Here is a 13552-nt window from a genome sequence, read left to right as displayed (position 1 = left end):
TTGTCTCCTGGCCATCGTGTGCGATGGCTCGATCTTGATTGTGCTTGGATACACCTACTTTGCGGTCGCCAACTTACGCAGGTCTTACCGCCGCCCCAAAACAAAACGGCGCCCCGCAGGACGCCGTTTCTCTTGCCAGCCTCAGCGCTTCTTGCGCTTGGCCGAACTCGATGAGCTTGCCACCGGTTTGGCCTTGACCACCGGCTTGCCGGCCACCTTGGCAGTCGGCACGCGCGTAGTCGCGGCAGTGGAGCGCGCCGTCTTGGCCGACACGCGCATCACGCGCACATGCCCGCCACGACTGCCACCGCGCGCTTGCGGCAGCATCAGCACGACGCTATGCCCCTTGGGGATGGCATCGCCGGGGAGTTGGTTCCACGCACGAATCTGGGCGACGGACACGCCGTAGCGTCGCGACAAACCCGCAATCGTGTCGCGCTTGCCAGCACGCACGACCACCTTTCTGAGATCCGGCATGTCGGGTTCGACCGCCATGGTAGCGTTCTCAGCCAATTCGGGGCTGATGTCGGGTGCGTTTTCCTGGGCGCCATCGGCACGCGGCACGACCACGGTGGAGCCAGCCTTCAAACGCATGCCCTTCGGAATGCGGTTGATCTCGCGAATGGTGTCGGGATCAACCTTCAGCCGCGCCGCCAACGCTTCCACACGCTCGCGGTTGCCGACCGTTACGGCCGTCCAGCTCGAAAGACCGCCATGATACGTATTCAGGTTGTACTGGAACGTTTCGGCGTTGTCGTAGGGCAGCAGGATCTGCGGGTTGGACGCGCCCAGGATCACCGGCCGGTTGAACGATGGGTTGAGCGCCTTGAACTCATCCATCGGCAAATTGGCCAGCTTGGCGGCCAGCGTCACATCAATATCGCGTGAAGTCGTGACGGTGACGAAGTACGGATGGTTCGGTATCTCGGGCAGAGTGACGCCGTAGCGCTCCGGGTTGGCGATGATGTTCTTCACCGCCTGGAGCTTGGGCACGTACATGCGCGTCTCGGCGGGCATGTTCAGGTTGACGTAATCGGTCGACAGCCCGGCTGCCTGGTTGCGCGCAATCGCCCGCGCCACCGCACCTTCGCCCCAGTTGTAAGCGGCGAGCGCGAGTTGCCAGTCGCCAAACTGGTCGTGCAGCTTGGATAGATAGTCCAGCGCAGCATCGGTCGAGGCAAGCACATCGCGGCGCTCATCCTGGAAGACGTTCTGCTTGAGGTTGTAGGTCTTGCCGGTGCTCGGAATGAACTGCCACATTCCAGCAGCTTTGGCGCTCGATACAGCCTGCGGGTTGAACGCACTTTCCACGAACGGCAGCAGGGCGAGCTCGGTGGGCATATTGCGCCGCTCCAGCTCTTCGACGATGTGATACAGGTACCGGTTGGAGCGGTCCACCATGCGCCGGAAGGCGTCCGGGCGCTGCGCATACCAGTCGGTACGATCGTCCACGGCCGAGCTTTGCAGGTCGGGCATGGAGAAACCTTGGCGAATGCGGGCCCAGAGATCCTTGGCCGGCCCTTTCAGGGACGCCACGGGCTGCTGATCGACATTGACGACCGGCGCTGGGGTCTGGCCGGTGGCAGTGGAGGCGCTGGTGCTGGCTGTGTCGGCGTTCGGCCCGGGGGCCGTTGCACAGGCCGCAAGGAGCAGACTGAGCACAGTTGCCGCAAGAAGTCGCACGGATCGCATCAAGTTCTGTGGGGTTAGGGCTAAAAATTGCCCCAGATAGTAAGAAACGCATCCGACCGCGTCAACCCGCGTTCACCCGGCGTGGCGCCTGCTGGATGCATCACATTGGCCGCGTCGTCGCCGCGCGCCGAGGTTTCTCAACGGAAATCGTTCTTCCACTGGCGCAACGCAGCGAATACCGCAACCGGATCATTCGCGTCGATACCCGCATGGCGTACCACGGCCTGCGTCACATTGGCGTCATCCGATCGCATGAAGGGATTGGTCGCGCGCTCGTGGCCAACGGTAGTGGGTACAGTCGAGCGGCCCTCGGCCCGCAACGCCGTTACCTCATCCTCCCAGGCCGCCAAGTCGGCGTTGCCAGGTTCGACTGCACGCGCAAAGCGCACATTCGATGCCGTGTATTCATGCGCGCAGTAGACACGCGTATCGGGCGCCAGCGCCGCCAGCTTGGCCAGCGACGCGCGCATCTGCGCAGGCGTACCCTCAAAAAGCCGGCCGCAACCGGTGGCGAAGAGTGTATCGCCACAAAACAGGCTCGCCGATGCGGCATTACCCTGAAGGTGGCCCACATAGGCAACATGACCACTGGTATGGCCGGGCACATCGAGCACCCGGAATATGGCAGCCGGCTGCGCGAGCGTGACGACGTCGCCTTCGCGCACGGCCTGCGTGCGGCATGGAATCGATTCACCCGCGGGGCCGATGACCGGAAGCGGCGCACCCTCGGGATTCTCCGGATACGCCGCGAGCAGGTCGCGCACGCCGCCAACGTGATCGCCATGATGATGTGTGATTACAATGGCACCGAGCGCGAGCCCGCGTTCCTTCAGGAAACGCAGCACCGGTTGCGGGTCGCCCGGATCGACGACAGCCGCCACCCGACCATCGTGTAGTGCCCAAATATAATTGTCGGCAAACGCAGCGATCGCCTCGACCTCAAGCGCTACACCACGCGGCACACCACCCTGGACCATGTCCGACTCCTCTAACGATCGTCGCATTATAGATTGGCACCACTGGCTCGCCTCGCCGCCCGGGCAATACGTCCTGCGTTGGGAACAGGCCCAGTTCGATCGCACGGTGGCCGACATGTTCGGCTATCACGCGCTGCAACTCGGCCACCCTGGCTTTGGGGCCCTGCGCGAGAACCGCATCCCGCTGATCGCGCGTGTGGTGGATGACATCGACCCGACCGCCCCCACCGAAACGCTCGACCCGATGGACGGCGACCCCGCCGAATCCGCCGATGCGGCCGACGGAGAGCCGGACGCCACCACGCCCCAGCGCCAGGCCACACCGCGCGTCATCTGCCGCTATGACGAACTGCCCTTCGCGTCGCAGAGCATCGACCTCGTCGCCCTGCCCCACGTGCTGGAGTTCACGGACGACCCGCACGAAGTGCTGCGCGAAGTGGCGCGCGTGCTGATGCCCGAGGGGCGCCTGGTCATCACGGGCTTCAACCCGCTCAGCCTGTGGGGCATGCGACAGGGCATGCGGCGCCTGGGCACGGAATCGTTCCTGCCTGCGCAGAGCCAGATGATTGCGTTCACGCGCCTGAAGGACTGGCTCAAGCTGCTCGGATTTGATATCGTGCGCGGCCGTTTCGGCTGCTACTGCCCGCCCAATCGCTCGGACAAATGGCTGCAGCGCACCGCGTTCATGGAAAAGGCCGGCGACCGCTGGTGGCCGATCTTCGGCGCGGTTTATATGCTGCAGGCTGTCAAGCGCGTGCGCACCATGCGCCTGGTTGGTCCGGCTTGGAAGACGCGCAAATCGCCGGCGCTGGTGCCAGCCGGTACGCCGGTCGCGACACCTTCGGGCTCGCATTCGACGAAGGCGCCATCGGCTACCGCGCGTGACGGCAAATCGGGCGCCTGAGCGCGCCCGCTCCACTCACTGATCACCCATCGTTTTCTCAATGCAGGAAGTCACCGTCTATTCCGATGGCGCATGCAAGGGCAACCCCGGCCTTGGCGGCTGGGGCACCGTGCTCGTCTCGGGCAGCCACGAAAAAGAACTCTTTGGCGGCGAAACGCTGACCACCAACAACCGCATGGAACTGATGGCCGTGATCGAGGCGTTTCGCGCGCTGAAGCGGCCATGCCGGGTGCAGGTGTATACCGATTCGCAGTACGTGCAGAAAGGCATCAGCGAATGGTTGGCCGGCTGGAAGGCGCGCGGCTGGAAAACAGCCGACAAGAAGCCGGTCAAGAACGACGACCTCTGGCGCACGCTCGACGAACTCGTCGCCGGACATGACGTGAGCTGGCATTGGGTCAAGGGCCATGCCGGCCATCCCGGCAACGAGCGCGCCGATGCGCTGGCCAACAAGGGCGTCGAGATGGCGCGCCAAGCCAGCGCCTGACGCGGCCGCGCAGTCGCCTACCTGCCCGCACAGCGCTGCGTCGGGATCTGCGGCGCATTCGCGGCGGTCGTCGTGATGTACTGGGGCTTGCCATCCTGCGCGTAGATCAATCGCAGCGGGCCGCGCTTGGAAAGGCCATCGTCAATATCCGCCTGCAACAGGCTGGTCTGCGCCCATAAATCTCCACCGATGCTGCGCTTCTGCATCATGACGGGGCGATTTGTACCCGGTTCCCAGTTGGCCTGGCGCTCGGGCACGTAGCGGTTGGGCAACGTGCCATAGGCGTAGAGCTGACTCAGCGTGTCGGCGAGGTAACGTCCTGCTTGATCGTTGAACGTCGGCAGATCCTGGTTTCCGAGTTCAGCGCGGATGCGCTGCGCCTCCGCCATGCACGTTGGCGCGGCGTTGTCGGCCGCGCGGGCGTAGGACATGCCGATCGCAATGGCTGCGGCGGCAAACCACGTCAATGCGCGATACAGGCGGCGCGGGCGGGTGGTGGGAATCAAGGACATCGGTTCGGTATGCATGCGAGCTTCTCCGGTGAAGTAACGTGGTTGTGAATCAGGACAGGAACAACTTGCGTTCGGCCTGACGACGCTTCGTCAGCCCCTTGAGCGGCTTGCCGCCTGCCTTGTCCCACAGCAGGAACTGGTTGGCCGCGCCGGCGTAGTCGCCGGCGTTGAGCTTGCGCAGCAGCGTTGACGAGCGCAGCCGCCCCGCGCCCAGGTTGAAGACGAACGACGCCAGCGCGTCGAACTGCCCTTGCGTGATCGACACGCGCACGGCCTTGGCAATGCCCTGCTCGGTGTCGGCCAGGTCCTTGCGCAGCAGTGCCTCCGCCTGTTGCTGCGAGATCGGCCCGTTGAAGGTCTCGCCGGGCCGAATCAGGTGGCCGTAGCCGATGGTCGGCTTGCCGACCGCATCCAGATACGTCGACAGACGCAGTCCTTCCGATTCCTTGATCAGCGCGAGGCCTCGCTCGCCGGTGGTACGCGGGTTGTGCTCAGTGCTCATCGCTTTTCTCCTGGGCCGTGCTAGGTGTGCCAGGGCCGTCGGAACCCGCAGCATTGGGCTGCGTGGGCCGTGGCACCAGTCGATTCGTGTATTCGTCGATCACGCGCATCACAGCTTCCGGCGGCTGCAGCGTGGTGAACTTCATCTCGATGTCGATGTGCTCGCTGTCGCGGCCCGTATCCCGCTTGGAATGCGGCGCAAGCGAGACGTAGAACCGGCCAACACCGCCCGTGGCTGCGCCGTGTAAGGGCAAGGCTTCGGCGAGGTCGCTGCGCACGGTCATGTTCACCGTCATCTCATCGAGCGCGAGGCCACGCGGCATTGCCAGCGACACCAGCGGCAGCGCCAGGCGGTGCTGACTGTCGAGTGCAAGCTCTACTTCGCGGGCGACCAGCGTGCCGCTCTCGTCGGCATCGAAAAACTGGTCGAGCAACGCGGTGTACTGCTGCGCGAGCATCTGGTTGGCCGACGCGGCGGCGTGCTGCATGCCACGCGTGATGTCGTCGAGCGTCAGGCCATTCAAGCCCGGATGACCGTGGCTGTTGCTGCCACCACGGGCCCCGCCGCCCGGCGGCGACGAACCTGGCGGCGGCGCAGACGCATCGGACGCAGTCTCTGGAAACGGTGCGGCATCGGAATGCCCAGCGGGCTGCGTTGACACGGGTGGCACTGGTGGAGCGCTGGCAGGCGGCGCTGGCGGTGTGGCGGGCGCTGACGACGCACGGTTATCGTCACGCCTGCGGCGGCTGAAGAGTTTGAACATGGTGTCGGGTCGGTCGGATCGATCAGATCAATAGGCGGCGCGCGGCGGGCGCGCACCGATCAGGACACCGGCCGTGGGGAGGCCGGCCGGCGTCCGTTGCCGTAGCGGCTTAGGGATTGGCCGGAGCCGGGGCCGGCGCGTTGCCGCCAGCGGGCACCTTTTCGCCGATCATCGTGCCGTCGGTCGGCGTGGCCGGCAGCGGCTTGACGTCGTTCTCCTTGCCCTTGACGACCACGGGCTTGGTTGCCGCGTCAGTCAAAAATTCCATCACGCGCATCAGCGCTTCCGGCGGGTTCTGACGCTTGACCTGGGTGTGGAAGGAGTACTTGGCACGCGTGTCGGTACTGCGGGTCTGCTCCGACTTGTGCGAGGCGCGGCCCGACACCGACACACTGAACGGGCCCCAGCCGAGCTTCGCCTGGAACGACCCTTCCGCCTCTGTGCTGGACGACGATTTCTCCGACTGCGAAATCTCCAGCTCGAAGTCGATCGTGCCTTCTTCGATGGCGATCACCGGATGCACGACCGCGCACAGCAGCGGAATGCGCATCGTCTTCTGGATCGTGCCCTGCGACACGCCCTTCTCGTCGACGATGGTTTCGTCATAGTCAAATTGCACCGCAACGGCTTTGCCGTTCTGAATACACACCTGCAGCAGAAAATCCGCATAGGATTTTGCCGCCGAGGTTTGCGCTGCGATCATTGCCTGCAGCGGCGCAGAGATCATCTTGTCGATCGGCAGCGCATTGATAACCGACCCGATAAGTCCGTTGTCCATTTAAAACTCCTCACATTGAATTATTTGGACGCACAGGTTTGTGTGCCCGAATCCAAAGTAAGAGTTTTTCCTGCGGGGTTCGATGCCTCGAAAGTCCCAGCCAAGGCCACGGAACAGCGGCCCAGTACGTGGCGATAGGCTGCCCGTGACTTTCGGCACTGAACTTCCGTTTCAATGCATCCGGATCGATCCCGCTCTACAAAATAATCGGTTTCACCGAAAACAATTAACTGAAGTACGAGGGGTCGATGAATATTCTGGTAATCGATAGCTTGCCGCTTTTTGCGGCAGGTGTGTCCAATGTATTGAATGCACTCGACGCGCAGGGTGTGTTTATCGATACTCACTACGCCGAGCAAATCGGACCGGCTTGCAGGCAAGCCGAACCCAGCGCTGTCGTGATGGAATGGAGCGCACAGGATGACGACGCACGGCAGCGCCTGTCGGAGTTGAAAGCGGTGTTGCCGGAAGTGCCTGTGCTGTTGACGGTGCAAGCGGTCGGCCGGCACGTGGTGGGCGATGCGCTGCGCTTTGGCGCGGCCGGCGTGGTCGACCGGCAGGCCACGGCCGACGTTCTGCTCGAAGCCCTGCAACGCATTACCTCGGGCGCGGTCTACTTGCCGCCCATCAGCAATCTCTCACCCGACGATCCGCGCCAAAGCCTGGGAGAAAGTCCGGTCGAACTCTGGCGCCGGCTCACGCCGCGGCAGCATGAGGTGCTGCAACTGCTTGCAGAGGGTAAATCCAACAAGCAAATCTGTCGCGTGCTGAACGTGGCCGAGGGCACCATCAAGAACCATCTGTACGCGCTGTTCCGGCAGATTGGCGTCAACAACCGGACTGAGGCCGCGCTCTGGCTCTCGCGCTGCAAAGCGAGCCTCGTCCGCGTGCAGATGTGCGCGATGTAGCGGCGCCCGCCTCCACTCGCCCGTGGCAGCCGGCCGCCTCGTCGGAGGCTACGGGCCCCAGGCTTCGCCCCAGTGAAAACACCGAGCAGACTCCATTGCATTCACGCAACCACGCCATACACTGCTTGGAAGGCAGCGCACGGTGCATCGCCGTTTTTTCATGGAGGCCGCCCATGGAGATCATCGAATTCCACACCAGCCCACCACGCTACTGCGCCGCGGATCTCACCCTCACCTGCACCGCCAGCGTCGACGGCGCCCCCGCGTGCTATGCAGTGACGGCTGAAGCGCTCGAAGAGCATTTCGGCGCACGGTCGTGGCGGCGGGAAGATCTGCTGCAAGCGATGGAAACCCACCGTGGCACGATTGAAGACATGGCGCGCTCGCTGTTCAAGCTGACCGACTCGCACAACATCGTGCTGCGCAGCGGCCATTTCCGCTTCGGGATGTAGCTGCGCAGTGAGCAGCATGGCCGACATCTATGTCTGCCGCGAACAAAAAGAAGGCCAGCGCAAAGCTGGCCTTGTGGAAGCAGGCGCGAGCTAGTCAGGCTTGCACTCGTGCTTCATCTCGCGTCGCCCGTCTTCGTAGACCACCTCCAGCCGGCATGTGAAGCCCCATAGGCGTACGACGTGCCGCAGCATCTCTTCGTAGTTCGGCCCAAGCGGGCGTCGGTTGCTCTGCAGGTGACGCAGCGTCAATGAGCGATCGCCGCCCACGTCCACGTTGGTCACTTGTATGTTGGGCTCGATGTTGGACAAGTCGTACTGCCCTGCCAACAACTCGCGGATCTTGCGATAACCATCGTCGTCATGGATGGCGGTGACGCGCAGCCTCGCGTCGCGGTCGTCGTCGAGCACGGAGAACAGCTTCAGCTCACGGATCACGCGCGGCGACAGGAACTGCAGCAGGAAGCTCTCGTCCTTGAAGTTACGCATGGCGAAGTCGAGCGTCTTCTGCCAATCACTGCCGGCAATCTCGGGCGCCCAGCGGTAGTCCTCTTCGTCAGGGGATTCGCAAATGCGCCGGATGTCCTGGAACATCAGGAAACCCAGCGTGTACGGGTTCAGGCCGCTGTAGTACGGGCTGTTGAACGGCGGCTGGTAGATCACGTTGGTATGCGCCTGCAGCAGCTCGAGCATGAACGCATCGTTGACGAGTTTCTCGTCGTAGAGCTTGTGCAGGATGGTGTAGTGCCAGAACGTGGCCCAGCCTTCGTTCATCACCTTGGTCTGGCGTTGCGGATAGAAGTACTGCGCGATCTTGCGTACGATGCGCACGATTTCTCGTTGCCACGGCTGCAACTTGGGCGCGTTCTTCTCGATGAAATACAGCAGGTTCTCTTCCGGCTCCGGCGGGAACTGCGGATCGGGCTCCGGGGCATCGTCGGCAGTTGCCAGCGCGCGTGCGCGGTGCGTGGGCAGCGTACGCCACAGGTCGTTCACCTGTGCTTCAAGATATTTCTCGCGCTCCGCCTGGCGTGCCTGCTCCTCGTTGATCGACAGCTTCTTGGGCCGCCGATAACGATCGACCCCGTAGTTCTGTAACGCATGGCAGGAGTCGAGCAGCAGTTCCACCTCCTGCTCGCCGTAGCGCTGCTCGCATTCGGCCACGTAGTTCTTGGCGAAAAGCAGGTAATCGACGATGGCGTCAGCGTTCGTCCACGTGCGGAACAGGTAGTTTCCCTTGAAGAAGGAGTTGTGGCCGTAGCAGGCATGCGCGATGGTCAGCGCCTGCATCGGCATCGTGTTCTCCTCCATCAGATAGGCAATGCAGGGGTTCGAGTTGATGACAATCTCGTAGGCCAGCCCCATGAGGCCGCGCTGGTAGCCGCGCTCCGATGCAAGGAAGTGCTTGCCGTAAGACCAATGGTTGTAGCCCAGCGGCAGGCCGGACGACGCATAGGCATCCAGCATCTGCTCGGCGGTGATGATCTCGATCTGGTTCGGATAGGTGTCCAGGCCGAAATCTGCGGCAATCTGGGCGATGCTTTGGTCGTAGCGCCTGATCAGCTCGAAGGTCCATTCCGAGCCCGTAGATAGGTAGGCCATGCTCGTTCCCGTTGGTCCATCACACAGGGTCACAGGTGGCGTGCTCGCCATGGCACACGCTGCCTCTGCACGGCGGCAGTGCCCAGCTGGGAGCAACCTGCTGCAGCCCGATCAGCAATCACGCCGCGCGCTTCTGAAACAGCTCGTGCAACACCGGATAGATTTCGTCCGCCTTGAGAATGCGCTGCATCGCGAAGTTGTCGTGCCCAGCCTTCAACGTAAGATACTCCTCCCACAGGTTCTGCGGCTCCGTGGAGACCACCTCAACATAGGCGTAGTACTGGCTCAGCGGCAGGATCGACTCGCGCAGGATCTTGGCGCACAGCTCCGAGTCCCCAGCCCAGTTATCTCCATCCGAAGCCTGCGCGCAGTAGATGTTCCATTGGCTGGGCGAATAGCGCTCCTGAATCACTTCCGCCATCAGCTTGAGTGCGCTCGACACAACAGTGCCGCCCGACTCGCGGGAGTGGAAAAAATCCTCCTCATCCACCTCCTTGGCCACCGTGTGGTGGCGGATGAAGACGACGTCGATCCGTTCGTAGTTCCTCTTCAGGAACAGATACAGCAGCATGAAGAAACGCTTGGCCAGGTCCTTGCGCGACTCGTCCATCGAGCCGGACACGTCCATCACGCAGAACATCACCGCCTGCGCCTGCGGCCGCTTGCGCAGCACGCGATTGTTGTAGCGCAGGTCGAGCTTTTCAATGAACGGCACGCGATCAAGGCAGGAGCGCAGATGGCGCATCTCCTTCATCAGCTCTTGCGCGCGTACGCTGTAAGGGCCGTCGTTTTCCAGTTCTTCGTTGTACTGGCCTTCCAGCTCATGCAGCCGACGTTGATATGGGCTGGACAACGCAATGCGGCGACCGAGCGAGCTGCGCATCGTCCGCAGAATCGACAGGTTGGACGGCGTGCCATCGAGCGAGAAACCCGCGCGCACTTTGCGCACCTCCGCGATCTTGGCAAGGCTGCGCTTGGCGAGATCGGGCAACGCCATGTCTTCGAAAAAGAAGTTGAGAAAATCCTCGCGCGAGAGCGTGAAGATGAAATCGTCTTCGCCCTCGCCCGAGTCGCCGGCCTGCGAGCCTGAGCCGCCGCTGCCCTGCTGCGGGCGGTCGAAGCTGTCACCGCGAATGAACTCTTTGTTGCCCGGGTGAACGCCTTCTCGGCGCCCGCCCGAGCCGTGGTGGAACATGGGCTCCGAGATGTCCTTGACGGGAATGGACACCTGCCCGCTCTGCTCGATGTCCATGATCTTGCGACCCGTCACCGCCTTGGCCACCGCGCGGCGGATCTGGTCTCGGTAACGCTTGATGAAGCGTTGCTTGTTGACGGTGCTCTTGCCGCCACCGTTCTCCCGCCGATCAATGATCGTGCCCATGTGACTGCCCTCGATTGGAAGTTCGCTGGGTGTCTTTGCCCTTTCCTGATCTCCTTAAGAGGACTTCCTGACGCGCAGGTACCACTCCACTAGCAAGCGCACTTGTTTCTGGGTATAGCCCTTCTCCACCATGCGGTTGACGAAGTTCTCGTGCTTCTCCTTGTCGTCGTGCGACGACTTGGCATTGAACGAGATCACGGGCAGCAGATCCTCCGTGGTCGAGAACATCCGCTTCTCGATCACCGCGCGCAACTTCTCGTAGCTGGTCCAGACCGGGTTCTTGCCTCCGTTCTTGGCCCGCGCCCGCAGCACAAAATTGACGATCTCGTTGCGGAAATCCTTCGGGTTGGAAATGCCCGCCGGTTTTTCCACCTTCTCCAACTCGTCGTTCAATGCGCTGCGATCGAGAATTTCGCCGGTGTTCGGGTCGCGATATTCCTGATCCTGAATCCACAGGTCGGCAAACACCACGTAGCGGTCGAAGATGTTCTGCCCATACTCCGAATACGACTCCAGATACGAAGTCTGAATCTCCTTGCCGATGAACTCCACGTACGGCGACGTGAGGTATTCCTTGATGTAGGACATCAGTTTGGATTCCGTCTCCGGCGGAAACTGCTCGCGTTCGATCTGCTGCTCGAGCACGTACAACAAGTGCACCGGATTGGCCGCCACCTCCGTCCCATCGAAGTTGAAGACCTTCGAGAGCACCTTGAAGGCAAAGCGCGTCGACAAGCCTGTCATGCCCTCGTCGATGCCGGCAAAGTCGCGGTACTCCTGATACGACTTGGCTTTGGGGTCGACATCTTTCAGACTCTCGCCGTCGTACACGCGCATCTTCGAGAAGATGTTGGAATTCTCGGGCTCCTTGATACGCGTGAGCACCGCGAACTGCGCCATCATCTTCAGCGTGTTCGGCGCGCACGGCGCGGCCGCCAGCGAGCTGTTGCGCAGCAGCTTGTCGTAGATCTTCACCTCGTCCGACACGCGCAGGCAGTACGGCACCTTGACGATGTAGATGCGATCCAGGAAGGCCTCGTTGTTGCGATCGGACTTGAAGCTCTGCCACTCCGCCTCGTTCGAGTGCGCCAGGATGACGCCATCGAACGGGATCGCACCAAAGCCTTCCGTGCCCTTGTAGTTGCCTTCCTGCGTGGCCGTCAGCAGCGGGTGCAAGACCTTGATCGGCGCCTTGAACATCTCGACGAACTCGAGCAACCCCCGGTTGGCCAGGCACAGCCCACCCGAATACGAATACGCATCCGGATCGTCCTGCGGATAGTCCTCCAGCTTGCGGATGTCGACCTTGCCGACCAGAGACGAAATGTCCTGATTGTTTTCGTCGCCCGGCTCCGTCTTGGAAATCGCAATCTGCGACAGCACCGAAGGATGCAGCTTCACTACGCGGAAACGCGTGATATCGCCATTGAACTCATGCAGCCGCTTGACCGCCCAAGGCGAGGCAATCGAGTTCAGATAGCGTCTTGGTATGCCGTAGTCCTCCTCCAGAATCTTGCCGTCTTCCTCGGGCGAGAACAGCCCGAGCGGGGACTCGTGAATGGGCGAGTCCTTGAGCGCGTAGATGGGAATCTGCTCCATCAGCGCCTTCAACTTCTCGGCGAGCGACGATTTGCCGCCGCCCGGAGGGCCGAGCAGGTAAAGAATTTGTTTGCGTTCCTCAAGGCCCTGTGCGGCATGCTTGAAGAAGGAGACGATCTGCTCGATCGTGTCCTCCATGCCGTAGAACTCCCGGAAGGCCGGATAGATCTTGATGACCTTATTGAAGAACAATCGCGACAGCCGAGGATCGTGGTGGGTGTCCACCAGTTCGGGCTGACCGATTGCGGTGAGCATGCGCTCGGCGGCGGTCGCATAGGCGGTCGAGTCTTTTTTGCAGATATCCAGATACTCCTGGATGCTGTACTCGTCCTCTTTGCGAGCTTCAAAACGCGTTGCGTAGTGGCGGAAAATATCCATATCTCCCCCGTAGATTTCTTCCCTACTCCACACCAACAAGCGAGAGCCAGGCTAGTTCTTGCGTGCGTTGCTGATTCCACTGTAGACGAATCACCGATGATCACAAGAACGGTTGAGAGCCTGGACCGGTGCACAACCGTTGCAATTGCGTTAGCGCTCGACAGCATGAAGTGCTAAACGGACCTTGCACGATGCATCAACACGCGTGCACCACGACGATCGGCTACCTCGAGCACAGCAGAAAGCGTACCTATGTCGCCTTCTCGGGCTCGCAGGTTGGTACGTAACCGATCCGCGCGAGTTCCCGCGCGCACGCTGAATACAGGAGGGGGATATCCCTGCGTTTTCGTGTTTCGCCAACTGTGGTATCGCGCATGGCGCGCACCAGCGATGCGACGCTTGTAGCGGCAGCTTTTCTCCCTGGGAGACAACGAAGCATTGCGCAACGCGTAAGGTGAACTGCGTTCATCGCCTCGCATGTGCCCACAACTCCGAGCCGCAGGACCGAAACGGATCCGACCGAAGGTGCCTCTTTTTTGCGCCAGAGGGAGTTTTGCCCGATGCGACAAAGACGCGGCCCGGAAAGCCTGCACGCAGAACGGACAAAGAAAAAGGCCCTC

13 protein-coding genes are annotated in these 13552 nt (G+C 61.9%); 4 read left to right on the top strand and 9 right to left on the bottom strand.

Annotation, left to right across the window (positions count from 1 at the left end; all coding sequences use genetic code 11):
- Window positions 1-141: 141 nt before the first annotated feature.
- Together ACTJK6_RS00445 and gloB are read right to left on the bottom strand one after the other, a co-directional pair.
- Entirely contained in the window at window positions 142-1692 is a 1551-nt protein-coding gene (locus tag ACTJK6_RS00445; protein WP_260802307.1) for a transglycosylase SLT domain-containing protein, read from the bottom strand.
- Window positions 1693-1829: 137 nt separating this feature from the next.
- On the bottom strand, window positions 1830-2669 hold the full coding sequence (gene gloB, locus ACTJK6_RS00440; RefSeq protein ID WP_433864586.1) for a hydroxyacylglutathione hydrolase: 840 nt from the start codon (window positions 2667-2669) through the stop codon (window positions 1830-1832).
- On the opposite strand from gloB, the gene ACTJK6_RS00435 reads away from it, so the two are divergent.
- Entirely contained in the window at window positions 2668-3573 is a 906-nt protein-coding gene (locus ACTJK6_RS00435) for a class I SAM-dependent methyltransferase (protein ID WP_232040343.1), read from the top strand. The genes gloB and ACTJK6_RS00435 overlap by 2 nt on opposite strands.
- A gap of 40 nt (window positions 3574-3613) precedes the next feature.
- Window positions 3614-4060: a ribonuclease HI gene (rnhA, locus tag ACTJK6_RS00430; protein ID WP_232040344.1), complete on the top strand. Its 447-nt coding sequence runs from the start codon at window positions 3614-3616 to the stop codon at window positions 4058-4060.
- A 17-nt stretch (window positions 4061-4077) separates the two neighbouring features.
- Here rnhA and ACTJK6_RS00425 read toward each other — a convergent pair whose 3' ends face one another.
- From ACTJK6_RS00425 to ACTJK6_RS00410, 4 genes are all read right to left on the bottom strand, one after another.
- The gene (locus ACTJK6_RS00425; RefSeq protein WP_440838109.1) at window positions 4078-4587 is read right to left on the bottom strand and encodes a hypothetical protein; all 510 of its coding nucleotides are present in this window, start codon (window positions 4585-4587) and stop codon (window positions 4078-4080) included.
- A 34-nt stretch (window positions 4588-4621) separates the two neighbouring features.
- The gene (locus ACTJK6_RS00420; RefSeq protein ID WP_012762196.1) at window positions 4622-5074 is read right to left on the bottom strand and encodes a lysozyme; all 453 of its coding nucleotides are present in this window, start codon (window positions 5072-5074) and stop codon (window positions 4622-4624) included.
- On the bottom strand, window positions 5064-5735 hold the full coding sequence (locus tag ACTJK6_RS00415; RefSeq protein ID WP_440838108.1) for a DUF2589 domain-containing protein: 672 nt from the start codon (window positions 5733-5735) through the stop codon (window positions 5064-5066). The genes ACTJK6_RS00420 and ACTJK6_RS00415 overlap by 11 nt, the downstream gene beginning before the upstream one ends.
- 211 nt (window positions 5736-5946) lie before the next feature.
- Complete coding sequence (locus ACTJK6_RS00410; protein ID WP_232040347.1) at window positions 5947-6615, bottom strand: DUF2589 domain-containing protein; 669 nt, start codon at window positions 6613-6615, stop codon at window positions 5947-5949.
- Between the two features lie 248 nt (window positions 6616-6863).
- Here ACTJK6_RS00410 and ACTJK6_RS00405 point away from each other — a divergent pair, with 248 nt between their 5' ends.
- Window positions 6864-7523 (top strand): LuxR C-terminal-related transcriptional regulator, encoded by a 660-nt coding sequence (locus ACTJK6_RS00405; protein ID WP_232040348.1) that lies wholly within the window; start codon window positions 6864-6866, stop codon window positions 7521-7523.
- Window positions 7524-7696: 173 nt separating this feature from the next.
- Window positions 7697-7975 carry a DUF1488 domain-containing protein gene (locus ACTJK6_RS00400; protein WP_232040349.1) on the top strand — a complete coding sequence of 93 codons (279 nt, stop codon included), beginning with the start codon at window positions 7697-7699 and terminating at the stop codon, window positions 7973-7975.
- A gap of 90 nt (window positions 7976-8065) precedes the next feature.
- Here the strand turns inward: ACTJK6_RS00400 and ACTJK6_RS00395 are convergent, their stop codons facing one another.
- The 3 genes from ACTJK6_RS00395 to ACTJK6_RS00385 form a co-directional block, all read right to left on the bottom strand.
- A complete protein-coding gene (locus ACTJK6_RS00395; protein WP_232040350.1) occupies window positions 8066-9574 on the bottom strand; it encodes a SpoVR family protein in 1509 nt (502 codons plus the stop codon).
- Window positions 9575-9692: 118 nt separating this feature from the next.
- A complete protein-coding gene (locus ACTJK6_RS00390; RefSeq protein WP_440838107.1) occupies window positions 9693-10955 on the bottom strand; it encodes a YeaH/YhbH family protein in 1263 nt (420 codons plus the stop codon).
- 54 nt (window positions 10956-11009) lie between these two features.
- Window positions 11010-12932, bottom strand: coding sequence for a PrkA family serine protein kinase (locus ACTJK6_RS00385; RefSeq protein WP_440838106.1), 1923 nt, complete (start codon window positions 12930-12932; stop codon window positions 11010-11012).
- Window positions 12933-13552 lie beyond the last annotated feature (620 nt).

The sequence above is a fragment of the Ralstonia sp. 22086 genome, assembly GCF_052045975.1.
Classification (GTDB): domain Bacteria; phylum Pseudomonadota; class Gammaproteobacteria; order Burkholderiales; family Burkholderiaceae; genus Ralstonia; species Ralstonia wenshanensis.
Note: the sequence above shows the minus strand (reverse complement) of the source record. Positions and strands in the feature narration are given on the sequence as shown.